Source organism: Enterobacter quasimori, from assembly GCF_018597345.1.
In the GTDB taxonomy this organism is placed as follows: domain Bacteria; phylum Pseudomonadota; class Gammaproteobacteria; order Enterobacterales; family Enterobacteriaceae; genus Enterobacter; species Enterobacter mori.
Genome location: NZ_JAHEVU010000001.1, coordinates 1 through 25,156 on the forward strand (window position 1 = coordinate 1; position 25,156 = coordinate 25,156).

The following is a 25,156-nucleotide window of genomic DNA, read 5'->3' on the forward strand; positions in this document are numbered from 1 at the left end:
CGTATTTTCCAGGGGCAGACGGTGCCGCAGATTGTGAAAACCCTGCTCGGTGAGCATCAGGTCAACGTTGAGGATAAACTCACCGGCAGCTACCGCGTGTGGGACTACTGCGTGCAGTATCAGGAGTCGAGCCTGGACTTCATCAGCCGCCTGATGGAGCTGGAGGGGATTGCGTATCACTTCCGCCATGAGGCGGACAAGCATACTCTGGTGCTCACCGACGCCGCCACGCAGTACCAGCCGTTCAGCGGCTATGAGGTCATTCCTTACCATCAGACGCCGTCAGGCGGCAGTACGGATGAAGAGGGCATCAGCCAGTGGGCGCTGGAGGACAGCGTGACGCCGGGGATTTACAGCCTCGACGACTATGACTTCCGCAAGCCGAACGCGTGGCTGTTCCAGGCCCAGCAGAACCCGGCGTCGCCGAAGCCGGGCAGCATCGACGTGTACGACTGGCCGGGTCGCTTTGTGGACAAGGGGCACGGGGAGTTCTATGCCCGTATCCGCCAGGAGCGCTGGCAGGTGGAGCATCAGCAGATTCAGGCCACCGCGACGGCGGCGGGGATTGCGCCGGGGCACACCTTCACGTTAACCAACGCGCCGTTCTTCAGCGACAACGGTGAATATCTGGTGACGGCGGCGGGTTACCACCTCGAAGAGAACCGCTATGCCAGCGGTGAGGGGGAGACCATTCACCGCACCGATTTCACGGTCATCCCGTCGGCGGTGGCCTACCGCCCGGTGCAGAGCACGGCGTGGCCGCGCACCTACGGCCCGCAGACGGCGAAAGTGGTGGGGCCGAACGGGGAGAGTATCTGGACGGACAAATACGGCCGGGTGAAGGTGAAGTTCCACTGGGACCGTCTGGCGAAGGGCGATGATACCAGCTCCTGCTGGGTGCGCGTGTCGAGCGCGTGGGCGGGCCAGGGCTACGGCGGGGTGCAAATCCCGCGCGTGGGCGATGAGGTGGTGGTGGACTTTATCAACGGGGATCCGGACCGTCCGATCATTACCGGTCGCGTGTACAATGAAGCCAGCATGCCGCCGTGGGCGCTGCCGGCCGCGGCGACGCAGATGGGCTTTATGAGCCGCTCTAAGGGGGGCTCCGTGGACAATGCCAACGCCCTGCGGTTTGAGGATAAAGCGGGCGCAGAGCAGGTGTGGATCCAGGCCGAGCGTAACATGGACACCAGCGTTAAAAATGATGAAACGCACAGCGTCGGCGGGGCGCGTAGCCATTACGTTAAGAAAAACGAACTGCATCGCGTGGAAGCGAATCAGACCCAGGCCGTGAAAGGCGGAACCGAGATCCTGACGGGGAAAGGCAAGCTGGACGCGGCGGTGGAGCAGTACGTCATTGCTTCCGGGACGAAGCTGCGGCTGGTCTCCGGTGAGAGCGCCATTGAGCTCAACGCTAACGGCAAGATTAACCTCATCGGCAAAGAGTTTAACTTTTTCGTGGAAGGGGATGGGTATATCACCACGGGCGGTAAGCTGCATCTGAATACCTCTGGTACAAAGCCGGGTACGACGGCACCGGGATCGGGGCATAAAGGGGATATTGATGCGGCGGTGCAGGCGAAGTTTGCGCCGCAAGAGAGCGCTAATCGTCCCGCCCCCGTTGCGGCTCCTGCAGTAGGCCAATCGAAACCGGCTCCTGCGTCAGCTTCAACAACAGCTCCCCCTTTGAAAGGTAATTACGTGTACAAAAATAGTCCGAACGGTTCAGACGTTATGCCTTTCAATGACGATGTTGTAAAAGAAATCAATAAGTCGCCTACTCTTCAAACTCAGTTAAAAGATTTGAAAGACAAGGGATGGGCGATTCAACCAGGTGCGACTGGAGGGGGAAGTTATACTGATTCGGATAATAAACTGATCGTTATGGATCCCGAACACATGGAAGACACAGCCAATACAGTACAAACACTGGCTCATGAAGCAGGGCATGCAACATATCCTGTTGCAGCGGACTATTCCAGTAAAGAAAATTTCGTTAACAGCCAGCTTATGGATGAAGGTGGTGCAACATTGAATAATATCAAAATACAGCGTGAAATCTTGGGAAATGGCGGGATTGATATTGATATAGCGGGAAGCCCTGAAAATCTCAAAGCTTACAATGCTGCCTATGATAAAATGATAAGTGGTGAGCTGTCGCGCGTTGATGCAGCAAAAGCTATAGGTAAAGTCTATGGTAAAGGCGAAATAGCTTCGGGTACCGATCTCAACTACAGCGATTATTACGGGAGTTTCTATGGTAAGTAGAATGACAAAAAACACCATCCTTTTTTTGCTCCCACTCTTTTCAACATCTTCTTACGCAGGACAAACAAACATGAACCAAGATTCTTTATGGCATATTGTTAAAGAACTCAAAACAGTATGGGGAAAACAGGCCGAGGACGTAAGTAAACTTCTCAATCAACCACTCATCAAAAAAAATCCAGAAACGAAAGATCGTTATACGTCGGTTCCATTCACATTATCTGATGGAACACGTATCAGCGATTTAGATGTTCGTTTATGGGGGAATGAAGACGATAGTGTTTCACTTGTTTCTTTTGTAATCGAACAGCCTTGCATTACGCTCGACCAGGTCAAAGCGCATTTTCCGGATCTTAAGTTATCAAATATTCCACGTGGGAATACCGCAGGGCAATCTGTTGGATATCGAACCGCCACTGATGAGCGTGGGCTCGCATGGGCATTTAGTTTTCCTGTAATGAACCAGGAATGCCTGAACCGAGTCGTTATGTCACGATACGATCGTTAATAAGCGTTGTGTTTTCCTGCCGGCACGGGTATTTCGCTACCGGTTTGCAGCATCCGTGAAAAGCGTAATTTACATCAAGTCAGTGACGATTAACGTGAAAAAACACACGCCGATATTTCTGTGCAAATCAAAAACCAGCCTGTCGCCCTGGGCGATAGATGGACTCCTGATATTGCCCGTAAAATTGACGTGCCGTTGGAAGGCCATTTTATCGGTGAGATTCCTCTTGATGGAACGAACTATAAATTCTACCAGCATCAAAAGGCTGGGTTTGAAATATTCAGTTCCAATCTCTGGTGGGATAAAGCAGAAAGAAGCGTTGACGATTATATCGTCTCCCAGATTACGCTGACTGCCTCAGATATTTCAACGCCGCCTGGAGTTCATGTGGGTTCAACAACCAGAGAACTGAACAATGCATACGGCGATGGTCAGGTCGAAAATGATTCAGGGGAGCAGTGGGTTTCCTGTGAATTGGGTAAGAAATTGCTCTCTTTTGAGGTTAAAGACAGTAAGGTTATTAAAATTACAATGAATTACGAAAATGGTACTTCAGAGTAAGTTATGGCCAAAAAATATCTTGCAGTTGTATTGTTAACCGCTTTAGTTACAGGTGGCGTTGAAACGTCAACGGCGCTTGAATTATCGCAATACAATAAGCTGGACACGGTCAGTCGCATTATTAACAACAGTGAAGTGACAGACACTCTCAGGAAGACGATGGGAAATCACTATCAGACCTTTATTGATAACTTTGATGTCTTCGGTGAACCCCATACCACCATCGGTGAAGGATTGTTTGTTGAAGGCTGGCTAAAAGATCTTTATCTGGAGAACGCGTCCGCGCTGGTTATCGATCCTGACGGTAAAATCTTTGCGGCCTGGGTGGTTCCGGAGTCGGACGTAATCTATTACCAATCCTCTGATAATAGCCCGGGTATGAATGCTGATATCCAGCAATGGGCCGCCAGATTCCATACGAAGCAGTTTGCAGCGAACAGCCAATCGAAACCTGCGTTTGACGGGGTATGGGCAGGCGGCGCTGGCGACGACTCAACCTTAACCCTGCGGTTGACTGAATCAGGAAACCGTATCACCGGGTCTTATTGCTATATCTCCCAGAGAGGCAACCGCATTGACTGCCCTGAAGAAGATGAGCGAAATCTTAGCGGTACGATCGCGGGAAACCGTGCGAACGTAGCGTTTAACTCATCGTTTGGCGGTGTAGGCGGACGGGCTGTTCTGGAAATCAAGGGGAGTGAAATGGAATGGCGTCTGGTAACGCCTCCACAAAAAGGAAATGATTATGCTCCGCTGCGTTATACGTTACGTAAAGCCGCTTCGGTTCAAAACGCGGAAACCAGAAAACTGGACACCGAAAAGTTCACTATCTCTCTGATAAATAAGTGCGGGCGTTTCGAGGGTGAATGTGACCAGATGGTTTATCTCGGTGTGCGCAAAAGCGATAACAGTACGATCTCCTTAAAGGGAAAAACGTTACACGACCTCGCAGGTAAAATAATCGGCTCAACGTACAGGAATGGCGAGACCGTTTACACCGTGACGTATGCACCCGTGAAATTGGTTGTCAGCAAAGGCAGCCATGTTTTAGTCGAACAGTCAGGCCAGTGGCTTAAATAACTACACAGCCAGCCAAAAGGCCAGCATCGATTGGCCTTCTTGTTTATCACAATATTAATCATCCCGAGTTCACTTATGAAATACACCCTCCAGGAAGGTTCGTTTTCCCTTTTTCCTGCTGCCTGGCAGGATAACAGCATGAACATTATTCGCGATGACGAAAGCGGGCTGTCCGTAGTGGTCAGCCGCGGCGTGATCCCCGATGGAAGCGACTACGAACAGGAGTTTAACCGCCAGTGGGACGTGCTGCGTCCTCAGATGGGTGAGATCGCTCAGAGCGAATTCCAGCATGTGAAAGCCGGGCCTGACGGAAACATTAACGGGCTGGAAGTTGAGACCACGTTTGACCGTAACGGACAGCGCCTGTGGCAAAAACAGCTGGCCGTGCAGACGCCGGGCAAACCGGTATTGATGATTTTTACCCTCTCGGCGCTCAGAGCATTCACCGAAGAGGACGAGGTGCGCTGGAGCGCGCTTAAGCAGAGTCTGACGCTAAACGACAACCGGAACGTTTAAGGCATGAGCGATAACAACGCGGCCCGTAAGGGCGACGAGATTATTCACTCCAGCATTTTTGCTGATATCACCAGCATTGTGGCGGAAGGTGCCGCCTATGCGGTGATCGGTGCGGCGGTAGGCGCAGCAGCAACCGTAGCGGCACCCTTGTTGGGAGCGGGGGCAGCCGCCGCAGGCGTGGCGGCAATTGGATCCAGCTGTCTGTTAAGCGGGATTATCGGTGGCGTGCTGGCGAACGTGGCGGGTATTACCGACGATATCAGCAACGCCGCGGAAGGCTTAGGCAATGCGCTTTTCCCGCCGTCGCCTGCGGGCAAAATTACCACCGGTTCGAACAACGTTCTGACCAACGCAATCCCCGCCGCACGCGCGGCAGGCACGCTGACGCCCGCTGATACCCCGTCCCCTGAGCCGCAGTCGCCCGGCAGCTTTGCCGATTATGCGGGCATGCTGCTTTCCGCCGCCGGACAGTTTGGCAGCGAGATGTGGCAGCCGAGCGTGGCCTCTGCCGCCGCGGGAACCTCGCCGCTGGAAGAAGACAAGGTTGCCTGCGAAAAGCACTCCGGGCCGCAGTATCTGGCGGAAGGCTCTAAAAGCGTCTTTATCAACGGGCAGCCCGCGGTGCGCGCGAAGGATCGCACCACCTGCGAAGGTACCGTGTCCGACGATGTCTCCCCGAACGTGATCATCGGCGGCGACACGCTCACGGTTCGCGATATCAAAAGCGGTAAAACGCCGGGCCTGGCGCTGGGGATGATTGCGCTCTCCCTGCTGCGCGGGCGTCCGGGCAAGATCCTGAAAAATATGCCCTGCGCGCTGGCGGCAGCGGGCGGCGGGATGCTGGCCGATATGGCGGTGAATGCCGTGTTTGGCTCCTCGCACCCGGTTCACGCCGCCACCGGCGTGAAGGTGCTGAATGACGACGACGAGCTCGATTTCTCGCTGCCGGGGCGCTTTCCGCTTCGCTGGCAGCGCAGCTACAACAGCCTGACTACCCGCGAAGGGCTGTTCGGTCTGGGCTGGGCAACCACCTTTGACAGCTATCTGGCGTTGGAAGAAAACAACGCTACCTGGTTCGACGAAACCGGGCGCGAGCTGAGCTTCGAGCTGCCGCCTGTCGACCGCGCGTTTTACAGCATAAGCGAAGGCATCATTATCCGCCGCAATGAGAGCGGCGACGTGGCGATTGCCGACGATGACGGTGCGGTGTGGCGACTGTATAAACCGACCCGGGCGAATCCCTCCATCCTGCGTCTGGCCTCGCTCAGCGACGAATACAGTAACGCGCTGCTGACGGCGTGGGACGAGCACGGCAGGCTGGTTGGTCTTCACGACGAGCCGCGGGCAATCGACGTCACCCTGCGCTATGACGATGAACGATTTCCGCAGCGCGTGACCGCAGCCAGCCATTTCGACGGCAGCCAGACATGGCCGCTAATGCTGTGGGGCTACGACGCACGCGGACAGCTGGCGAGCGCGACGGATGCCTCCGGCGTGGTGACGCGTGAATACCGCTATAACGACCACGGCCTGATGGTCTGGCACCGGATGCCGGGCGGTCTGGAGAGCGAATACCGCTGGAAAAAATTCGACCACTGGCGCGTGGTGGAAAACCGCACCAGCACCGGCGACGGGTGCCGCTTTAGCTACGATTTAACCGCAGGGCTGACGACCGTTGAGCACTATGACGGTCAGACGCGCCGGCACTACTGGAACGCGCAGAATCTGATTGTCCGCTACGTCGACGAGCGCGGTGAAAACTGGCGCTACGAGTGGGACGACAACGAACTTCTGACGCGTCGCATCGATCCGCTCGGCAACGCCGTCACCTTCGTCTATGACGAGATGGGCAACCGGGTGCAGGAGACCGATGCCGACGGCAATACCCGCACCACCACCTGGCTGGAGCACCGCGCGCTTCCCGCCGCCATTATCGAGGCCGACGGCAGCGCCACCCGGTTCTGGTACGACGAACACCACGGGCTGAAGCGCGTGGTGGATCCGATGGGGCAGACGACGCAGCTGCACCGGGACGCGTTCGGCCAGGTGGTTGAAGAGGTCGATGCCGCCGGCAACAGCCGCTACCAGGAGTACAACGAGGCCGGACAGATCGTTCGTGCGACGGACTGTTCCGGGCGTATTAGCCGCTACCGCTATCATCCGCTGGGCTGGCTGGTGGCAGAGATTAGCGCCGACGGCGAAGAGACGCGCTACCGCTACGACGCCGCAGGGCGTCCGGTGCAGCTCGATCGCCCGGAAGGCTGGACGGAATCGCTCAAATGGAACGAACGCGGCCTGCCGGTGAAGCATGCGGGCGCCGACGGGAAAGAGAGCGAGTTCAGATACGACGAGGCGGGGCGCTTAACCGCCACCCGTAATACTCAGGGTGAGGAGGTTCGTCGCCGCTGGGACAGCCGCGGGCGTCTGATTGCCCTGGAAAACGAAAACGGCGAAGCGTATCGGTTCCGCTGGGGTGCAGACTCGCTGCTGCTGGAAGAGGTGGGGCTCGATGGCGTGGCCTCGCAGTATCGCTACGACGCCTGCGGGCGCACGATAGCGCGCACCTTTGCCGCCGGCCATCCGGAGGCCATCACCCACGCCTTCGGCTGGAGCGCGAGCGGCCAGCTGGTCGCCCGCACCACGCCGGAAGGCCAGACCCGCTACCACTACACGCCGTCCGGGCTGTTAAGCAGGATTGGGCTGCATCCGGCGCTTTCAGCCGACGCGTGGACTACCGAGGCTGAGCAGGAGCTTGCCTTTGAGTATGACGCGCTCGGTCGCGTCACGCGCGAAGCGGGCGAGCACGGTGAGCTGGCGTGGGAGTATGATGCGCTGGGCAACCGCACCTCCGTTAAGCTGCCCGATGGCCGCGAGCTGAAGCAGTTTTACTACGGCAGCGGGCATTTGCTTAGCATTGCGCTCGATAAGCTGTCGGTCACTGATTTTACCCGCGACGAACTCCACCGCGAGACCAGCCGCACCCAGGGGCTGCTGACCACCCGCAGCGAGTATGACCGCCTCGGCCGACTGCATCGCCGGGACGTCTTTACCGGCAATGCGCAACGCCCGTCGCCGCGCCGCTGGTCCCGCCGCTGGGATTACGACTACCGCAATAACCTGGTGCGCGAAGAGCGGGACGATAACCCGTTCAGCTGGTACCGCTGGCAGTACGACAGCGCCGGGCGTCTGCTGGTGCAGGACGGCACGCTGCCCGGACAGGAGCAGTGGCGCTGGGATGCTGCCGGTAACCCGCTCGAAGGATCTGCTGAGAAGGTTACGCACAACCGCCTGACGCAGCTGAACGGCATTCGCTGGCGGTATGACATCCACGGCCGCACCGTGGAGAAAGATAACGGTCAGACCCGCTGGCACTACCGCTACGACGGCGAGCATCGCCTGACGGAGGTTATCAGCCAGCCGCGGGACCGCAACAGGCCGCAAATGCAGGTCAGCTTCCGCTACGATCCGCTCGGGCGACGCATCAGCAAAACGCGCCGCCAGATGCTGGGCGGACAGCCAACCGGCGTGCCGGTCACCACCCGGTTTGTCTGGGAAGGGTTCCGCCTGCTTCAGGAGGTGCACGGGGATGTGCCGCTCACCTACGTCTACAGCGATCAGGACAGCTACGACCCACTGGCGCGTATTGACGGCGTGGAAGCGCCGGAGATTTTCTGGTTCCACTGCCAGCCCAACGGCACGCCGGAGCGGATGACGGATATCGAAGGGCAGGTGCGCTGGGAAGGGGTGAACAGCGCCTGGGGCAAGCTGCTGCGGGAAAGCGAGACGCAGGTATCAGGATATTCTCAGAACCTGCGAATGCAGGGGCAATACCTGGACCGTGAGACAGGGCTGCACTACAATCTGTTCCGGTATTATGACCCGGATTGCGGAAGGTTTACGCAGCAGGACCCGATAGGGCTGGCGGGGGGGATAAACCTTTACCAGTATGCGCCGAATGCGCTGGGGTGGGTGGATCCGTGGGGGTTGACGCCTAAAACATTGATTCACTATACAACTGAAGAAGGCATGAAAGGTATCACGGAAAGTGGTGTAATTAGACCTTCATCAGGAGATATACATGCTCGCTTCGGGGATGGACAATACTTCACTAATATCAGACCTGAAATGATTGGCGGACGAACACTCAAAGATGTTGGAGGAAGTGGAAAAATGTCTCTCGGCCAATTAGCAGCTGATATATATGGTGATGCGAGAAAATTAAAAGGTATAAGTCATTTTGTCGAAATAGATGTTACTGGCTTAGATGTAATTGAACCCCGGAAAAACACATTCTTGATCTTAAACACAAAAGATCTCGATGTCTCTAAAAGAATTGTTAAAAGTGGGAGGAGTTGTGGTTGAGGTGAAAAAATATTACAAAGGGAGCGTGGATTTTATTGCAGGCGAAGGAATTATTCTCAATGAATTTATAGGAGAGGTGGCTACACGGCAAATAAATATTATAAATGGTGATTATTATGCCTCTTCCTCTTTGCTAGATAAAAACGATAAAATTGGTTTTCTGCTGTATGATGGAAAAAAAAGCGATTTGGACTTAAGTGAAGCTGAAGAAATTTCAAATGATGAATTTGAAGCTATCTGGGAAAGATCAACGGTTTCATTGCAAGAAAAAAAGAGAATAAATTACTTATCTGGAGATGCTGTGGAACCTTTGAAAAAATCCACAGTTATTGCTCATATTGTGAATAATAAAGGAAAATGGGGTAAAGGTTTTGTTCTGTCCCTTTCAAATAAATATCCTGCTGCAAAGAAACACTATCTCAGTAGCTTTAAAGAAAATAATATCCCAGAACTAGGGATGATTGATTTTGTCAAGGTTGATGATCAAGAGCAAATATTTATTGCTAATATGTATGCGCAGGATGGTATAAAGAAAAATATCAATGACAAAAAGCAATACGTATGTTATCAATCCCTGGATGTTTGTCTTGAAAAATTATCTGACTTTGCTTTAGCGCACCGCCTTTCAATACAAATGCCAAGGATAGGGGCAGGTCTAGGTGGAGGTGATTGGAATGTTATAGAGGCATTAATACTAAAAAAAATTTGCTATAAGATGATTGATTGCAATGTAATAACTTTATAATCTGCAATAAAAATTTAGAAATGCATTCTATTATATTTGGCTGTTGTTTAAGAAAGGATGCTTTTATTTAAATGGGTAAGGGGTTTAGTATGCAAATATCTATAACAAATACAATTGATCAAGGAAACGAGTTACACGACAACCAAAAATACGCCGAGGCTTTAGAGCAATACCAAAAAGCCTGGCAAGCTCTTCCTGAACCAAAGCTCGAATCTGAATTTGCCAACTGGATCTCTGCCTGCATGTACAGCGCATATTTTGATCTCGCGGATTACGCTGAGGCAAAGAAATGGGGAGAGACGACATTACGGACACGTGGATCGGATATAGACACTGCACCATTAATCGACCTGGGTATGGTCTGTTACGAGCTGAATCAATTCGATGAAGCGTATAGATATTTTAACGATGCTTATAATTACGGCAAAGAACGAGCATTTCAGGATAGACCTAAAAAATACCTTGAGTTCTATCTGCGCAAGAGGGCTTAAGTTCGTTAACTTAAAAAAAATCCACGCCCAAGCGTGGATTTTTTTCATTCAAAACCAATCAAACGTTAAACAGGAAGTTCATCACATCGCCATCTTTAACGATGTAATCTTTCCCTTCTGCACGCATCTTGCCTGCTTCTTTCGCGCCTTGCTCACCCTTGTAGGTGATGAAGTCTTCAAACGCGATGGTCTGCGCACGAATAAAGCCTTTCTCGAAGTCAGTGTGAATTTTACCAGCCGCCTGAGGCGCAGTTGCACCCACAGGGATGGTCCACGCACGCACTTCCTTCACGCCTGCGGTGAAGTAGGTCTGCAGGTTCAGCAGCTCATAGCCTGCGCGGATCACGCGGTTCAGGCCCGGCTCTTCCAGACCCAGCTCGGCCATGAACTCTTCACGGTCGGCATCGTCCAGCTCGGCGATATCAGATTCAACGGCAGCGCACACGGCAACAACCACAGAACCTTCCGCCGCGGCGATTTCACGCACTTTGTCCAGGTACGGGTTGTTCTCGAAACCATCTTCGTTAACGTTGGCGATGTACATGGTTGGCTTCAGGGTCAGGAAGCTCAGGTATTTGATCGCCGCCTTGTCTTCTTCAGTCAGGTTTTTCAGCGCGCGCAGCATGCCCGCGTTTTCCAGCTGTGGCAGACATTTTTCCAGCGCAGCGAGTTCCGCTTTTGCATCTTTGTCCCCGCCTTTGGCTTTCTTCTGCACGCGATGAATCGCGCGTTCGCAGGTGTCGAGATCGGAGAGCGCCAGCTCGGTGTTGATGACGTCGATGTCGTCGGCCGGATCCACTTTGTTGTTGACGTGAATAATGTTGTCGTTCTCGAAGCAGCGCACAACGTGACCGATCGCTTCGGTTTCACGGATGTTGGTCAGGAACTGGTTCCCCAGACCTTCACCTTTGGATGCGCCTTTTACCAGGCCCGCGATGTCCACGAACTCCATGGTGGTTGGCAGAATGCGCTGCGGCTTCACGATTTCCGCGAGCTGGTCCAGACGCGGATCAGGCATTGGCACAACGCCGGTATTAGGTTCGATGGTACAGAACGGGAAGTTCGCCGCTTCGATACCCGCTTTGGTAAGCGCGTTAAACAGGGTGGATTTGCCCACGTTTGGCAGACCGACGATACCGCATTTGAATCCCATTTCTAAATCACCTTAATATCTTGATAATCAATCCGTTAACGATAACCGACTGATGAAAAGTAAATAACTACGCCTATTATACACGTAACCCGCATGACGCGCGGTAAAAATGCCGTACCGGGTGGATTATTGCGCTTTGAAAGCGTGCAAGCGGTTTGTTGCTTTGGTTAGCCCGTCTTTCAGCCAGATTTCGGTGCAGCGCGCCGCTTCGTCTACCGCTTCGTCAATCAGTTTCTGCTCAGAAACCGGGGGCTTACCGAGTACGAAACCGACAACTTTGTTTTTATCGCCCGGATGACCGATTCCGATGCGCAAACGGTGGAAATTCGGGTTATTTCCCAGCTTGCTGATGATGTCTTTAAGACCGTTGTGGCCGCCGTGCCCGCCGCCCAGTTTGAATTTTGCTACGCCAGGCGGGAGATCCAGCTCATCGTGAGCCACCAGAATTTCATCCGGATTGATGCGATAAAACGTTGCCATCGCCGCCACGGCTTTACCGCTCAGGTTCATAAACGTGGTGGGGACCAGCAGGCGAACATCCGCGCCAGCAAGGTTGATACGTGAGGTATAGCCGAAGAATTTAGGTTCTTCACGCAGGGGAGCACGTAACCGCTCGGCCAGCAGATCGACGTACCATGCCCCGGCGTTGTGGCGGGTGGCCGCATACTCTGCGCCCGGGTTGGCGAGGCCGACAATCAGTTTAATCGTCACGATTCAATTCCTAATGGGTTCCAGATCTGGCCCGTAGTTTACTGTCTGGCGCGCCGCTTGACAAAATTCTGCGACCATCACAGCGAAATACGAATAATTTCTGATCTGAACAATTAGAATTTCAAGCTGTTCAAAGCCTTATTTGTAAACTTTTGTTTGGGCGTTATCTGTAATTGTGATCATTCACGCAACACATAAAAGGGGCGTTGTCTATACTTTACACACAAGGATTAGGGGCTTTTCCCCTGACAACCCAAAGTTCCGGAGGTGACATATGAAACGCAAAAACGCTTCAATACTCGGTAACGTGCTGATGGGGTTGGGGCTGTTCGTGATGGTAGCCGGGGTGGGTTATTCAATTTTAAACCAGTTACCACAGTTTGATCTCCCGCAATACTTCGCGCATGGCGCGATATTGAGCATCTTCATTGGTGCGGTATTATGGCTGGCGGGGGCTCGCGTGAGCGGCCATGAGGAAGTGTGTGACAAGTACTGGTGGGTGCGCCACTACGACAAACGCTGTCGTCGCGATCAGCATAAGCACAGCTAGTGCTACGATGAAGAACACCGAAACGGTTCCCTGGGGAGCCGTTTTTTTTTGCATCATGGGTTGACCCTCACGTAACGTAAGGCTCCAGAGTGATGCCACTGGCAAAGAAAAAGGAGCAGTTATGTTGATTCAGGTGGGGGAGCTGGCGAAACGTGCCGGGATCACCGTGCGGACATTGCACCACTATGAGCAAACAGGGTTGTTGCTGCCTTCTGCCAGAAGCGCGGCAGGTTACCGGCTTTACAACCTGGCGGATGTCCAGCGTCTGCACATGATTCAGGCGCTGGCAAAAGCGGGGCTGGAACTTGCTGAAATCAGGGATTTTCTGGAACAGGAGTCGCTGTCGTTAACCGAGTTACTCGATGCGCAAATCACGCTGCTGGATCAACAGCTGCGCAGCATACATACGCTGCGCGACCGGCTGGTGGAGCTGCGGACCGGGCTTATTGACGATGCGACGCCGGATCTGGAATCCTGGCTACAGACTCTGGAGTTAATGAATATGTACGATCGCTGGTTTAGCAAAGAAGAGTTACAGCAGCTGCCGTTTGCGGTGCAGAAGGATGCGCTGGCGGCTATCTGGTCAGGGCTGGTTACAGAGGCAAACACGCTGTTGAAACAGTACATACCCGTTACGGACCCGCGGGCCATGGACCTGGCGACGCGCTGGATGGAACGCCTGGAGCAGGATACGGCGGGCAAGCCGGAATTTCTCACCCGGCTGAACGAGATGCACAGCGTAGAGCCACAGATGCAGGCGCAAACCGGCATCACGCCGGAGATGACGGATTACATTACGCGCGCGTTTGCGGAATCAAAGCTAAAAATATGGGAGAAGTACCTTACTCCCGAAGAGATGGCCTTTACCCGGGCACACTACTTTGACCGCATGATGGAGTGGCCGCCGCTGGTGGCGAAACTGCATCAGGCGCTGCGGGAAAATATCGACCCCGCCTCTGATGATGCGCTAAAGCTGGCTGAAAACTGGCTGACATTGTTCCAGTCTTACGCGGGCACTAGCCCGGAGACCCAGCAGAAGTTTCGCACGGCCATGCAGCAGGAGCCGCATCTGATGAAGGGAACCTGGATGACGCCTGCCGTGCTTGCATGGCTCCAGCAGGCGATCGGGGTGATGATGCAGAGACGTTTCTCTGCATCAGGTGGCTCACAGATCCGCTAACGCGGCTTCGCGGTTAGGGTAGAAGGCAAGGCGGCCAGGGACAGGCTGCACGCCCGCGCGCGCCATGGTGCGCAGTGGCTGAAACTCCAGGTTACTCACCCGCAGTTCGCAGCCTTCCGGTAGACGTTTCACAAAACGCTGGAAGGCATCCAGCCCGCCCGCATCCAGCACCGGTACGGCATCCCATTTCAGCACCACAACCCGTTTTCCCGCGATGCGGGACTCCAGATCGCTGAACAGACCTTCCGCCGCGGCGAAGAACAGCGGGCCAATCACGCGCAGCACCAGCACGTCGTCAGGCACCTCCAGGTTAACCGGGGAAAGGCGCGTCATCTGCGCAATACGGCGCATAAACAGCAGGGACGCCAGCACGATCCCGACGCTGATGGCGATAACCATATCGAACAGCACGGTCAGCGACATGCAGATTAGCATCACGATGATGTCGTCTTTCGGCGCGCGACGCAGCAGGTTCACCACCTTGTGCGCCTCGCTCATGTTCCAGGCCACCATCAGCAGCAGGGCGGCCATGGCGGAAAGCGGTAGCCATGAGAGCAGCGGGGCGAGGATCAGCAGGGCGAGGATCACCAGCACGGAGTGGATAACCGCCGAAACGGGTGAGGTTGCCCCCGCGCGCACGTTTGCCGCGGAACGCGCGATGGCCGCCGTTGCGGTAATACCGCCGAAGAACGGCGCGACGAGGTTCCCCAATCCCTGACCGACCAGCTCGCTGTTGGCCTTGTGCTTGGTGCCGGTCATCCCGTCCAGAACGACGGCACAGAGCAGAGATTCAATCGCCCCCAGCATCGCCATCGAGAACGCGGCAGGAAGCAGGGCGCGCAGGGAATCCCAGCTTAGGGTAAAGCTGGAGGCGGGCATGTCCCACGGCAGCACCAGCTGCGGCAACAGCTGCGGAATACCGCTCCCCTGCGAGCCGTCCGCCAGAACGTAGTGGAACTGCGAGCCGATAGTGGCGACATGACCACCGAACATATTGACGATAGCCATCACCGCGCAGCCCAGCAGCAGGGCGGGCAGATGGCCCGGCAGCCGAATGCCCAGACGAGGCCAGACGATCAGCGTGCCCAGCGTCACAATCCCAATGGCGGCGTCGCCCAGGTTGGCGGTCGGCAGCGCCATAAACAGCGCCCCCACTTTCTGTAAATAGTGTTCCGGAACATGAGCCATCTGAAGACCGAGGAAATCCTTGATCTGCATGGTTCCGATGGTGATACCAATCCCCGACGTGAACCCTAGCGTTACGGAAAGGGGAATGTACTCGATCAGCCGCCCAAAGCGTGCCAGGCCAAACAGAATCAAAAAGACGCCGGACATCAGGGTGGCGACCAGCAGGCCTGCCAGGCCAAACTGCTGCGAAACAGGGTAGAGGATCACCACAAAGGCGGCGGTCGGACCGGAGACGCTGAAGCGCGAGCCGCCCGTCAGGGCAATGACTATCCCGGCAACGGCCGAGGTGTACAGGCCGTACTGCGGCGCAACGCCGCTGCCAATCGCCAGCGCCATCGCCAGCGGGATGGCGATGATGCCGACGGTGATCCCGGCAATCAGGTCACGTACAAAGCGTGAGGAGGTGTATTTCTCTTTCCAGCAGGCGTCGATGAAGGCGCGAAAGGGCAGAACATGTGAGGAGGTTACGTTTTTCACAATTATCTATCATCCGTATGCGCATCATCTGTCATGTGAATGGCAGGTGAAGGAGGCATTAATCATACAAATAAAACCCAGAGACAAAAAAACCCGCCGCAGCGGGTTTTTCGGCCGTGTTCGATTAGTGTTCGAACATTGCTGAGATGGATTCTTCGTTGCTGATACGACGAATCGCTTCGGCCAGCATCCCGGACAGGGTCAACGTACGCACGTTTGGCAGTGCCTTGATCTCGTCGCTCAGAGGGATGGTATCGCATACCACCACTTCGTCAATGACGGAGTTGCGCAGGTTGTTTACCGCGTTACCGGAGAAGATCGGGTGGGTCGCGTAAGCGAACACGCGCTTGGCACCACGCTCTTTCAGCGCTTCAGCTGCTTTACACAGCGTACCGCCGGTATCGATCATGTCGTCAACCAGCACGCAGTCGCGGCCAGCAACGTCACCGATGATGTGCATCACCTGAGAAACGTTAGCGCGCGGACGGCGTTTGTCGATGATTGCCATGTCGGTATCGTTCAGCAGCTTAGCGATAGCGCGAGCACGTACCACGCCGCCGATGTCCGGAGAAACCACGATTGGGTTGTCCAGGTTCAGCTGCAGCATGTCTTCCAGCAGGATTGGGCTGCCGAATACGTTATCAACCGGGACGTCGAAGAAGCCCTGGATCTGCTCTGCGTGCAGGTCAACGGTCAGTACGCGGTCAACGCCAACGCTGGACAGGAAGTCAGCGACAACTTTAGCGGTGATTGGCACACGCGCGGAACGGACGCGACGGTCCTGACGGGCATAGCCGAAGTAAGGGATTACAGCAGTGATACGGCCTGCTGAAGCGCGACGCAGGGCGTCGACCATAACAACCAATTCCATCAGGTTGTCATTTGTTGGAGCACAGGTGGACTGGATGATGAAAATATCACCACCGCGTACATTTTCGTTAATTTGTACGCTGACTTCGCCGTCGCTAAAGCGACCTACGGCGGCGTCGCCGAGGGAAGTGTACAGGCGGTTGGCAATACGTTGTGCTAGTTCCGGGGTGGCGTTACCAGCAAAAAGCTTCATATCAGGCACGAGAAGAACCTCAGGCATGCGTCCAGTGGTGGATAGCGTTCGCCGTAAACTGTGCGGGCCAGGCGAAGGCTATCCAGGCGGTGTATTAAAGAGCGCGATGCAACGTCTGGAACAGGGTGACGTTGTCACCGAAACTCAGTCTGCGCCAGTATGGTCTGCTGTAGGGGGGAGGTGTTCATCCCGCGTGCTACAAAACCATGCAGCCAAACCGGCGCTTGTTCAAGCACCTGACGAGCGGCGGATTCGGTGTCAAATTCAGCAAAGACACAGGCCCCTGTACCCGTAAGGCGCGACGGCGCGTATTCTAACAGCCAGGAAAGCACCGCATCAACCTCGCGAAAACGTTTTCTTGCGATATCCTCGCAATCGTTGCTGAATTCACAATTTAATAACGTTTCTATTGACCGTTCCGGGGTATTTCTTTTCAGGTCAGGATCTTTAAAGATGACCGGCGTTGGTATGCTCACGCCAGGGTGGGCAACCAGATACCATTTTTCCGGCGGATCGACCGGCGTGAGGATCTCGCCTACGCCCTCGGCAAAAGCCGCATGACCGCGAACAAACACCGGGACATCCGCCCCCAGCGTCAGGCCTAAGGCTGCCAGTTCGTCCTTTGACAGCCCGCAGCCCCAGAGGTGGTTCAGCGCAACCAGGACCGTCGCGGCGTTAGATGAACCACCGCCCAGCCCGCCGCCCATTGGCAGACGCTTCTCGATACGGATATCCGCACCGCTTCCTGAGGGCAGACGACCTGATTCCGCCGCGGCTTTCATCAGCAGACGCGCGGCGCGCACGATCAGGTTGTCCTCATGCGCCACGCCTTCAACGGGCGTCAGCAGGCAAATCTGCCCGTCCTGGCGCAGCTCAATGGCGATCGTGTCGCCATAGTCAATAAACTGAAACAGGGTCTGCAGGGTGTGATAACCGTCAGCGCGCTGGCCGGTGATATATAAAAACAGGTTAAGTTTCGCCGGAGAGGGCCAGTGGGTCATCATTTAACGATCCAGTTGTCCATTTTCAGCTTGATGCGCTGGCTGCCTTGCGTCAGCTCCATATTTGACGGCAACGACGGTTTACTCTTGCTGTCATAGGCGCTGTACACCACTTTCCACGTCTTGCCATTCTGAGTGTAGTTCACCTGGCTGAGACGGTATTGATCGTCAAGCTGGTAGTCTGTCGCCTCACCCGGCAGGCCGAGGATCCACTGGCGCAGGCTGTTGAGCGGGATAGGCATTCCGGTCAGCTTGCCAATCATCTCTTCGGCATCTGTCGCGGTGTAGTGCTGGCCTTTGTTGTCGGTGATCTGCGCTTCACCCGGTTTCGCGATAAGCTCCAGCTCGGTGCTGCCCAGCGGGTTCAGCAGCAGCAGACGGTAGTTGTCCTGACCCGTCTGCTGCCAGAAGAAGCGGGCATAAACCTTTTGCTCGTCAGAGAGATAAGCGAAAGCGCCGCGGGTCTGGTACTGGCTCAAATTACGGACGTCCTGCTGGTGCTGACGCCACTGCGGTGAATCAGGGCTTTTGCCCGGGCCTTTTGGTTGAGTGACGGTACATGCGGTCAGAACCAGTGCCGCCAGCGGCAGCAGGCGAATCAGTCGGGTCATAATGAGGACAAATCCTTGAGATACGTTGCAGTTATAACTGTTAATGCTAGCGTCGAAGGGGGCTACCGTCTACGTTCAAATTATCTCAAAGCGTTGTGTAACCTATTACTCCGAAAGGGGGCTGTCTCTTTTATTGATCTCGCGCATCCTGTATGATGCGTTCTGCTAACCTTATTAACGCTGGTACTACTCCCGCTCAACATGACCCTATTAGCACTCGGCATCAACCACAAAACAGCCCCGGTTTCACTGCGAGAACGCGTGACGTTTTCGCCGGATACGCTCGACCTGGCGCTGGACAGCCTGCTTGCACAACCTATGGTGCAGGGTGGCGTGGTGCTCTCGACGTGCAACCGTACCGAGCTGTACCTCAGCGTGGAAGAGCAGGATAACCTGCACGAGGCGCTGATCCGCTGGCTATGCGACTACCACAACCTCAACGAAGAAGAACTGCGCAACAGCCTGTACTGGCATCAGGACAACGATGCGGTCAGCCATCTCATGCGCGTGGCCAGCGGGCTGGATTCGCTGGTCCTGGGCGAGCCGCAGATTCTTGGGCAGGTGAAAAAGGCGTTTGCGGATTCGCAAAAAGGGCATCTGAAGGCCAGCGAGCTGGAGCGTATGTTCCAGAAGTCGTTCTCCGTGGCAAAGCGAGTGCGAACCGAAACCGACATTGGCGCCAGTGCGGTTTCTGTTGCTTTCGCGGCCTGTACCCTCGCTCGTCAAATCTTTGAATCCCTGTCGACCGTCACCGTGCTGCTGGTGGGCGCGGGCGAAACCATCGAACTTGTGGCGCGCCATCTGCGCGAGCATAAAGTGAAAAAGATGATTATCGCCAACCGCACCCGCGAGCGTGCGCAGGTGCTCGCGGACGAAGTGGGCGCAGAGGTTGTTGCGCTGAGCGACATCGATGAACGCCTGAAAGAGGCGGATATTATTATCAGTTCTACCGCCAGCCCGCTGCCGATTATCGGTAAAGGGATGGTGGAGCGTGCGCTGAAATCCCGCCGTAATCAGCCGATGCTGCTGGTTGATATTGCCGTCCCGCGTGATGTTGAACCCGAAGTGGGCAAACTGGCGAACGCCTATCTCTACAGCGTGGATGACCTGCAAAGCATCATTTCGCACAACCTTGCCCAGCGTAAAGCGGCAGCGGTTCAAGCGGAAACCATTGTTGAGCAGGAAACCAGCGAGTTTATGGCCTGGCTGCGCGCGCAAAGCGTCAGCGAGACCATCCGCGAGTACCGCGGACAGGCTGAGCAGGTGCGTGATGACCTGACGGCCAAAGCGTTAGCGGCCCTGGAACAGGGCGGTGACGCACATGCAATCATGCAGGATCTGGCGTGGAAACTGACCAACCGCCTGATCCATGCGCCAACCAAATCTCTTCAGCAGGCTGCCCGTGACGGGGATGATGAACGCCTGACTATTCTGCGCAACAGCCTCGGGCTGGAATAGCGCCCTACACCCATTTTCTATTACAAGGTGCACTTACGCCTATGAAGCCTTCTATCGTCGCTAAACTGGAAGCTCTGCATGAGCGCCATGAGGAAGTACAGGCGCTGCTCGGCGATGCCGGGACCATCGCAGACCAGGAACGTTTTCGCGCACTGTCGCGTGAATATGCGCAGTTGAGTGATGTGTCTAAATGCTTTACCGACTGGCGACAGGTTCAGGAAGATATCGAAACCGCGCAGATGATGCTCGACGATCCTGAGATGCGCGAGATGGCGCAGGAAGAGCTGCAGGACGCAAAAGCGCGTTCTGAAGAGATGGAGCAACAGCTTCAGGTGCTTCTGCTGCCAAAAGATCCGGACGACGAGCGTAACGCGTTCGTGGAAGTTCGCGCCGGGACCGGCGGTGACGAAGCCGCGCTGTTTGCTGGTGACTTGTTCCGCATGTACAGCCGCTACGCCGAGTCGCGTCGCTGGCGCGTGGAGATCATGAGCGCCAACGAAGGCGAACATGGTGGCTTTAAAGAAGTTATCGCCAAGATCAGCGGTGACGGCGTGTACGGTCGTCTTAAGTTTGAATCCGGCGGTCACCGCGTGCAGCGCGTGCCTGCGACAGAATCTCAGGGACGCATTCACACCTCAGCCTGTACGGTTGCGGTGATGCCGGAGCTGCCGGAAGCCGAACTGCCGGACATCAACCCGGCGGATCTGCGTATTGATACGTTCCGCTCCTCTGGCGCGGGTGGTCAGCACGTTAACACCACCGACTCCGCGATCCGTATTACTCACCTGCCAACGGGTATTGTGGTGGAGTGTCAGGACGAACGTTCCCAGCATAAAAACAAAGCCAAAGCGCTGTCCGTGCTGGGCGCGCGTATCCACGCGGCCGAAATGGCGAAACGCCAGCAGGCGGAAGCGTCTACGCGCCGTAACCTGCTGGGAAGCGGCGATCGCAGCGACCGTAACCGCACCTATAACTTCCCGCAGGGCCGCGTAACCGACCACCGCATCAACCTGACGCTGTACCGTCTGGACGAGGTGATGGAAGGCAAGCTGGATATGCTGATTGAGCCTATCGTGCAGGAATACCAGGCCGACCAGCTGGCGGCGCTGTCCGAGCAGGAATAATGGATTTTCAGCGCTGGTTAGGTGAGGCGGTCAGTGAGCTTTCCGAAAGCGAAAGCCCGAAACGCGATGCCGAAATTTTGCTTGAGCATGTGACGGGCAAAGCCCGCACGTACCTGCTGGCTTTTAGTGAAACGCTGCTGACCGCCGAGCAGGAAGCGCAGCTCGCCGCGCTGCTTGCCCGCCGTAAGACGGGCGAGCCGGTGGCGCACCTTGTCGGCGAACGTGAGTTCTGGTCGTTACCGCTGTACGTCTCGGCGGCAACGCTGATCCCACGTCCTGACACCGAGTGTCTGGTGGAGCAAGCGTTGGCGCGTTTACCCACAGCGGCCTGTAGCATTCTCGATCTCGGCACCGGCACGGGCGCTATCGCGCTGGCGCTCGCCGCCGAGCGGCCCGACTGCACGGTAACGGCGGTGGATGTGATGCCCGACGCGGTGACGCTGGCGCAGCGTAACGTGGAACGTCTTGGGCTTAGCAACGTGACGGTACTGCAAAGCAGCTGGTTTAGCGCGCTGGAGAATCGCTTGTTTGCGCTGATTGTCAGCAACCCGCCTTACATCGACGAACACGACCCGCACCTTGCGCAGGGCGATGTTCGTTTCGAACCACTGACTGCGCTGGTCGCGGCCAATGAAGGCTTAGCCGATCTTGATCACATTGTGACAACGTCACGACAACATTTGCTTTCCGGTGGCTGGCTGCTGGTGGAACATGGCTGGACGCAAGGGAACGCGGTGCGCGCGCTGTTCACCAATGCGGGTTATCGCGCAGTGGCAACCTGCCGCGATTACGGCGGCAATGAACGTCTGACGCTGGGACAGTGGGTATGAATCACCGCTATCTGCCATTAACTGATAAAGGCGCATGGCTGACTGAAAAGTGGTTTGGCGTTATCATCTACATCGTTTTGAGTTTTATCGCGTCTGGACGTCATTGTACGCGCAGTCGTTACTGGGGTAAGTCATGAGGTCCTTAGCCGATTTCGAATTTAACAAAGTGCCGCTGTGTGAAGGCATGATCCTGATTTCTGAAATGATTCGCGATGATTTTACGTCGCAGTACGTCCACGCGGAGCTGGAGAATCTGGTCAGCCTGGCACGGGAGGAGATCAGTCAGGCGCGTCCGCAGGACTGGCAATTAGAGAAGCTGCTTGAGCTTTTCTACGGCGAATGGGGTTTCTGCGACACGCGTGGCGTTTATCGCCTGTCAGACGCATTATGGCTGGACCAGGTCTTGAAGAATCGTCAGGGCAGCGCCGTCGCGCTGGGATCCATTTTGCTGTGGGTCGCCCATCGTCTGGATATTCCGCTGGTGCCGGTCATTTTCCCGACGCAGATGATACTGCGTGCAGAGTGGCTGGACGGCGAAATGTGGCTCATTAATCCCTTCAACGGCGACACGCTGGATGAACACACGCTGGACGTGTGGCTGAAAGGCAATATTAGCCCGGTGGCCGAGCTTTTCAACGAAGATCTCGACGAGGCGGATAACGCCGAAGTAATCCGCAAGCTGCTGGATACGCTGAAGTCTGCGCTAATGGAAGAGCGTCAGATGGAGCTGGCGCTGCGTGCCAGCGAAGTGCTGCTGCAGTTCAATCCGGAAGATCCGTACGAAATTCGCGACCGCGGCCTGATTTATGCGCAGCTTGATTGCGAGCATGTGGCGCTAAGTGATTTGAATTATTTCGTCGAGCAATGTCCGGAAGACCCGATTAGCGAAATGATTCGTGCGCAGATCAACGCGATCTCGCACAAACAAATTACACTGCATTAATCTTAATTCCGATTCACACCTGAATAAGGCGATCCTATGAAACAAAAAGTGGTTAGCATTGGTGATATCAAGGTAGCAAACGACCTGCCGTTCGTGCTGTTTGGCGGCATGAACGTGCTGGAATCCCGCGATCTCGCCATGCGTATCTGCGAGCACTACGTGACCGTGACCCAGAAGCTGGGCATCCCGTACGTGTTTAAGGCCTCTTTTGATAAAGCCAACCGCTCCTCCATCAACTCTTACCGTGGCCCGGGTCTGGAAGAAGGGATGAAGATTTTCCAGGAGCTGAAGCAGACCTTTGGCGTGAAAGTGATCACCGACGTGCATGAAGCCTCTCAGGCGCAGCCTGTGGCCGATGTGGTGGACGTGATTCAGCTTCCGGCATTCCTGGCGCGCCAGACCGACCTGGTTGCGGCGATGGCGAAAACCGGTGCTGTCATCAACGTGAAGAAACCGCAGTTCGTGAGCCCTGGGCAGATGGGTAACATCGTCGATAAGTTCATCGAAGGCGGTAACGACAAGGTGATCCTGTGTGACCGTGGCGCAAACTTCGGTTACGACAACCTGGTAGTGGACATGCTGGGCTTTAGCGTGATGAAGAACGTCTCCGGTCAGTCTCCGGTGATTTTCGACGTGACGCACGCTCTGCAGTGCCGCGACCCGTTTGGCGCCGCCTCTGGCGGTCGTCGTGCGCAGGTGACCGAGCTGGCGCGCGCCGGTATGGCCACCGGTCTGGCAGGCCTGTTCATTGAAGCGCACCCGGATCCGGATAACGCTAAATGCGACGGTCCATCCGCGCTGCCGCTGGATAAGCTGGAGCCGTTCCTGAAACAGATCAAAGCGATTGACGACCTGGTGAAAAGCTTCGACGAGCTGGATACCAGCAAATAATAAAAAAACCCGCTTCGGCGGGTTTTTTTATGTTTTCTCCCTCTCCCTGTGGGAGAGGGTTGGGGTGAGGGCATCAGGCCGCACCGGATCAATCTTACGCAAAAATCGTCATTAAGTACGCAATAAACAGCGCCATATGCGCCGCCCCGTTAAGCACGTTGGTACGTCCGGTGGAGAAAGAAATCTGGCACAGCAGCAACGAGGCCACCATCACAATCATCTCCGGCGCGCCCAGCGCAAACTGCAGTTCGTTACCCGTCATAAAGGCAATCAGCGTCACCACCGGAACGGTAAGTGAAATCGTCGCCAGTACGGAGCCGAAGAACAGGTTCATTGCGCGCTGCACCTGATTATTCAACACCGCTTTCAGCGCGCCCAGCCCTTCAGGCGACAGGATCAGCAGCGCCACCAGGAAGCCGGTAAACGCCACCGGCGCGTTCAGCTCGGTTAACAGCGTTTCCAGCGGGTTGGCGTTCATCTTGGTGACGGCAATCACCGCAATCAGATGCACGATCAGCCAAACGGTGTGCCACGCGCTGCTGTGGGCCGACGGCTTGCCGTGATGCGGGTCATCATCGTCGCCGTCATCTTCGTGCTCGTACACGAACAGGCTCTGGTGCGTTTTGGTCTGAATCAGCAGGAACACGCCGTACATAGCGGCGGAAATCAGTGCGACCAGCAGCGCCTGACCGGTAGAGAAATTCGCACCCGGCAGCGCCATCGGGAACACCAGCACGATAATGGCCAGCGGGAAGAGGGCGATCAGATACTGTTTAATGCCAAACAGGTTCATATACTGGGTCGCGAACTTGCGGCCGCCCAGCAGCAGAGAGAAGCCCACGAGGCCGCCCGTCACAATCATAATGATGGAATAGAGCGTGTCGCGCATCAGCGTCGGCGCGGCATCGCCGGTCGCCATGAGCGCGGAAATCAGGCTGACTTCGAGAATCACAACGGAAAGGCTGAGAATTAACGAGCCGTAGGGCTCACCCAGACGGTGGGCTAATACGTCCGCATGACGAACCACGCTAAAGGCGCTGGTTAAGATGCCGACCAGCGCAAGAATATTGATACCAACCACCACTGGCAGTGACTGACTGCTTCCCCAGAAGAGCAGCACAGCCAGTGCCAGAACCGGGAAAATGAGTGACGTCTCCTTGTGGCGGGTCTTTACCGCCTCGTGTGTTGCTGTCATGTGCTTCTCCATCAATGCAGGTGCTTGTAATTATAGATAGATTTTTGAGGGCATTAAACTAACAGATATCTGATAAATACCGTTTAAGTTTTACTTAATTTTACGGTTTGATGTTTATATTTATTATTATGCCTATAAAGAGTAATTATCGATAAAATAGTACTTTATTACAGTGTATTAGGTTTTTTACTTAAGCATAAATTAAATCAACCTGGCAGGCGGCGGCATCCTCAACCACACTTATCTCTTT

General features: G+C 55.3%; 22 protein-coding genes and 1 pseudogene. 16 read left to right on the forward strand and 7 right to left on the reverse strand.

The window, feature by feature from the left end:
• From KK102_RS00005 to KK102_RS00040, 8 genes are all read left to right on the forward strand, one after another.
• On the forward strand, positions 1–2,268 hold a 2,268-nt coding region (locus KK102_RS00005), incomplete at its 5' end, for a type VI secretion system Vgr family protein (RefSeq protein WP_216356642.1).
• Positions 2,269–2,338: 70 nt separating this feature from the next.
• Positions 2,339–2,776, forward strand: a complete 438-nt coding sequence (locus KK102_RS00010) for a hypothetical protein (protein WP_244991811.1) — start codon at positions 2,339–2,341, stop codon at positions 2,774–2,776.
• A 120-nt stretch (positions 2,777–2,896) separates the two neighbouring features.
• Positions 2,897–3,337 (forward strand): hypothetical protein, encoded by a 441-nt coding sequence (locus tag KK102_RS00015; protein ID WP_338070871.1) that lies wholly within the window; start codon positions 2,897–2,899, stop codon positions 3,335–3,337.
• 3 nt (positions 3,338–3,340) lie between these two features.
• Positions 3,341–4,417, forward strand: a complete 1,077-nt coding sequence (locus KK102_RS00020; RefSeq protein ID WP_216356644.1) for a hypothetical protein — start codon at positions 3,341–3,343, stop codon at positions 4,415–4,417.
• A gap of 75 nt (positions 4,418–4,492) precedes the next feature.
• Positions 4,493–4,933: a DcrB-related protein gene (locus KK102_RS00025; protein WP_126545955.1), complete on the forward strand. Its 441-nt coding sequence runs from the start codon at positions 4,493–4,495 to the stop codon at positions 4,931–4,933.
• A gap of 3 nt (positions 4,934–4,936) precedes the next feature.
• Positions 4,937–9,295, forward strand: a complete 4,359-nt coding sequence (locus KK102_RS00030; protein ID WP_216356645.1) for an RHS repeat-associated core domain-containing protein — start codon at positions 4,937–4,939, stop codon at positions 9,293–9,295.
• On the forward strand, positions 9,252–10,040 hold the full coding sequence (locus KK102_RS00035) for a macro domain-containing protein (protein ID WP_216356646.1): 789 nt from the start codon (positions 9,252–9,254) through the stop codon (positions 10,038–10,040). Before KK102_RS00030 ends, KK102_RS00035 begins: the two co-directional genes overlap by 44 nt.
• Positions 10,041–10,129: 89 nt before the next feature.
• Positions 10,130–10,531: a hypothetical protein gene (locus KK102_RS00040; RefSeq protein WP_244991812.1), complete on the forward strand. Its 402-nt coding sequence runs from the start codon at positions 10,130–10,132 to the stop codon at positions 10,529–10,531.
• A 58-nt stretch (positions 10,532–10,589) separates the two neighbouring features.
• Here the strand turns inward: KK102_RS00040 and ychF are convergent, their stop codons facing one another.
• The gene (gene ychF, locus KK102_RS00045; RefSeq protein ID WP_010432886.1) at positions 10,590–11,684 is read right to left on the reverse strand and encodes a redox-regulated ATPase YchF; all 1,095 of its coding nucleotides are present in this window, start codon (positions 11,682–11,684) and stop codon (positions 10,590–10,592) included.
• Between the two features lie 126 nt (positions 11,685–11,810).
• Positions 11,811–12,395 (reverse strand): aminoacyl-tRNA hydrolase, encoded by a 585-nt coding sequence (gene pth, locus KK102_RS00050; RefSeq protein WP_126545959.1) that lies wholly within the window; start codon positions 12,393–12,395, stop codon positions 11,811–11,813.
• Positions 12,396–12,669: 274 nt separating this feature from the next.
• On the opposite strand from pth, the gene ychH reads away from it, so the two are divergent.
• Together ychH and KK102_RS00060 are read left to right on the forward strand one after the other, a co-directional pair.
• A complete protein-coding gene (ychH, locus tag KK102_RS00055; protein WP_042713911.1) occupies positions 12,670–12,945 on the forward strand; it encodes a stress-induced protein YchH in 276 nt (91 codons plus the stop codon).
• Positions 12,946–13,066: 121 nt separating this feature from the next.
• Entirely contained in the window at positions 13,067–14,125 is a 1,059-nt protein-coding gene (locus KK102_RS00060; RefSeq protein ID WP_216356648.1) for a MerR family transcriptional regulator, read from the forward strand.
• Here the strand turns inward: KK102_RS00060 and dauA are convergent.
• From dauA to lolB, 4 genes are all read right to left on the reverse strand, one after another.
• Positions 14,111–15,790 (reverse strand): C4-dicarboxylic acid transporter DauA, encoded by a 1,680-nt coding sequence (gene dauA / locus KK102_RS00065; RefSeq protein WP_216356649.1) that lies wholly within the window; start codon positions 15,788–15,790, stop codon positions 14,111–14,113. The genes KK102_RS00060 and dauA overlap by 15 nt on opposite strands.
• 124 nt (positions 15,791–15,914) lie before the next feature.
• A complete protein-coding gene (prs, locus tag KK102_RS00070) occupies positions 15,915–16,862 on the reverse strand; it encodes a ribose-phosphate diphosphokinase (RefSeq protein WP_003856663.1) in 948 nt (315 codons plus the stop codon).
• A gap of 125 nt (positions 16,863–16,987) precedes the next feature.
• Positions 16,988–17,857 carry a 4-(cytidine 5'-diphospho)-2-C-methyl-D-erythritol kinase gene (gene ispE, locus KK102_RS00075; protein ID WP_216356650.1) on the reverse strand — a complete coding sequence of 290 codons (870 nt, stop codon included), beginning with the start codon at positions 17,855–17,857 and terminating at the stop codon, positions 16,988–16,990.
• A complete protein-coding gene (gene lolB, locus KK102_RS00080) occupies positions 17,854–18,465 on the reverse strand; it encodes a lipoprotein insertase outer membrane protein LolB (RefSeq protein ID WP_010432909.1) in 612 nt (203 codons plus the stop codon). The genes ispE and lolB overlap by 4 nt, the downstream gene beginning before the upstream one ends.
• Positions 18,466–18,666: 201 nt before the next feature.
• Between lolB and hemA the strand changes: the two genes are divergently transcribed.
• The 6 genes and pseudogenes from hemA (at position 18,667) to kdsA (ending at position 23,711) form a co-directional block, all read left to right on the forward strand.
• The gene (gene hemA / locus KK102_RS00085) at positions 18,667–19,923 is read left to right on the forward strand and encodes a glutamyl-tRNA reductase (RefSeq protein ID WP_126545963.1); all 1,257 of its coding nucleotides are present in this window, start codon (positions 18,667–18,669) and stop codon (positions 19,921–19,923) included.
• Between the two features lie 41 nt (positions 19,924–19,964).
• Positions 19,965–21,047 (forward strand): peptide chain release factor 1, encoded by a 1,083-nt coding sequence (prfA, locus tag KK102_RS00090; RefSeq protein WP_049005087.1) that lies wholly within the window; start codon positions 19,965–19,967, stop codon positions 21,045–21,047.
• Complete coding sequence (gene prmC, locus KK102_RS00095; protein WP_216356651.1) at positions 21,047–21,877, forward strand: peptide chain release factor N(5)-glutamine methyltransferase; 831 nt, start codon at positions 21,047–21,049, stop codon at positions 21,875–21,877. The genes prfA and prmC overlap by 1 nt, the downstream gene beginning before the upstream one ends.
• A pseudogene (locus KK102_RS22155) lies at positions 21,853–21,996 on the forward strand (SirB2 family protein); the annotation flags it as partial. The gene prmC and the pseudogene KK102_RS22155, both read left to right, overlap by 25 nt.
• Positions 21,997–22,010: 14 nt before the next feature.
• A complete protein-coding gene (sirB1, locus tag KK102_RS00100; protein WP_089599489.1) occupies positions 22,011–22,820 on the forward strand; it encodes an invasion regulator SirB1 in 810 nt (269 codons plus the stop codon).
• A 36-nt stretch (positions 22,821–22,856) separates the two neighbouring features.
• Positions 22,857–23,711 carry a 3-deoxy-8-phosphooctulonate synthase gene (gene kdsA / locus KK102_RS00105; RefSeq protein WP_126545965.1) on the forward strand — a complete coding sequence of 285 codons (855 nt, stop codon included), beginning with the start codon at positions 22,857–22,859 and terminating at the stop codon, positions 23,709–23,711.
• 94 nt (positions 23,712–23,805) lie between these two features.
• Here kdsA and chaA read toward each other — a convergent pair whose 3' ends face one another.
• Complete coding sequence (gene chaA / locus KK102_RS00110) at positions 23,806–24,906, reverse strand: sodium-potassium/proton antiporter ChaA (RefSeq protein ID WP_023312122.1); 1,101 nt, start codon at positions 24,904–24,906, stop codon at positions 23,806–23,808.
• Positions 24,907–25,156 lie beyond the last annotated feature (250 nt).

Excerpts from the sequence above, each read along its gene's own strand:
- KK102_RS00010 (WP_244991811.1), top strand. The coding sequence starts at position 2,339 with ATGAACCAAGATTCTTTATGGCATATTGTTAAAGAACTCAAAACAGTA.
- KK102_RS00020 (WP_216356644.1), top strand. The coding sequence starts at position 3,341 with ATGGCCAAAAAATATCTTGCAGTTGTATTGTTAACCGCTTTAGTTACA.
- KK102_RS00025 (WP_126545955.1), top strand. The coding sequence starts at position 4,493 with ATGAAATACACCCTCCAGGAAGGTTCGTTTTCCCTTTTTCCTGCTGCC.
- KK102_RS00030 (WP_216356645.1), top strand. The coding sequence starts at position 4,937 with ATGAGCGATAACAACGCGGCCCGTAAGGGCGACGAGATTATTCACTCC.
- KK102_RS00035 (WP_216356646.1), top strand. The coding sequence starts at position 9,252 with ATGTCTCTAAAAGAATTGTTAAAAGTGGGAGGAGTTGTGGTTGAGGTG.
- KK102_RS00040 (WP_244991812.1), top strand. The coding sequence starts at position 10,130 with ATGCAAATATCTATAACAAATACAATTGATCAAGGAAACGAGTTACAC.
- ychF (WP_010432886.1), bottom strand. The coding sequence starts at position 11,684 with ATGGGATTCAAATGCGGTATCGTCGGTCTGCCAAACGTGGGCAAATCC.
- ychH (WP_042713911.1), top strand. The coding sequence starts at position 12,670 with ATGAAACGCAAAAACGCTTCAATACTCGGTAACGTGCTGATGGGGTTG.
- KK102_RS00060 (WP_216356648.1), top strand. The coding sequence starts at position 13,067 with ATGTTGATTCAGGTGGGGGAGCTGGCGAAACGTGCCGGGATCACCGTG.
- ispE (WP_216356650.1), bottom strand. The coding sequence starts at position 17,857 with ATGATGACCCACTGGCCCTCTCCGGCGAAACTTAACCTGTTTTTATAT.
- lolB (WP_010432909.1), bottom strand. The coding sequence starts at position 18,465 with ATGACCCGACTGATTCGCCTGCTGCCGCTGGCGGCACTGGTTCTGACC.
- hemA (WP_126545963.1), top strand. The coding sequence starts at position 18,667 with ATGACCCTATTAGCACTCGGCATCAACCACAAAACAGCCCCGGTTTCA.
- prfA (WP_049005087.1), top strand. The coding sequence starts at position 19,965 with ATGAAGCCTTCTATCGTCGCTAAACTGGAAGCTCTGCATGAGCGCCAT.
- prmC (WP_216356651.1), top strand. The coding sequence starts at position 21,047 with ATGGATTTTCAGCGCTGGTTAGGTGAGGCGGTCAGTGAGCTTTCCGAA.
- sirB1 (WP_089599489.1), top strand. The coding sequence starts at position 22,011 with ATGAGGTCCTTAGCCGATTTCGAATTTAACAAAGTGCCGCTGTGTGAA.
- kdsA (WP_126545965.1), top strand. The coding sequence starts at position 22,857 with ATGAAACAAAAAGTGGTTAGCATTGGTGATATCAAGGTAGCAAACGAC.
- chaA (WP_023312122.1), bottom strand. The coding sequence starts at position 24,906 with ATGACAGCAACACACGAGGCGGTAAAGACCCGCCACAAGGAGACGTCA.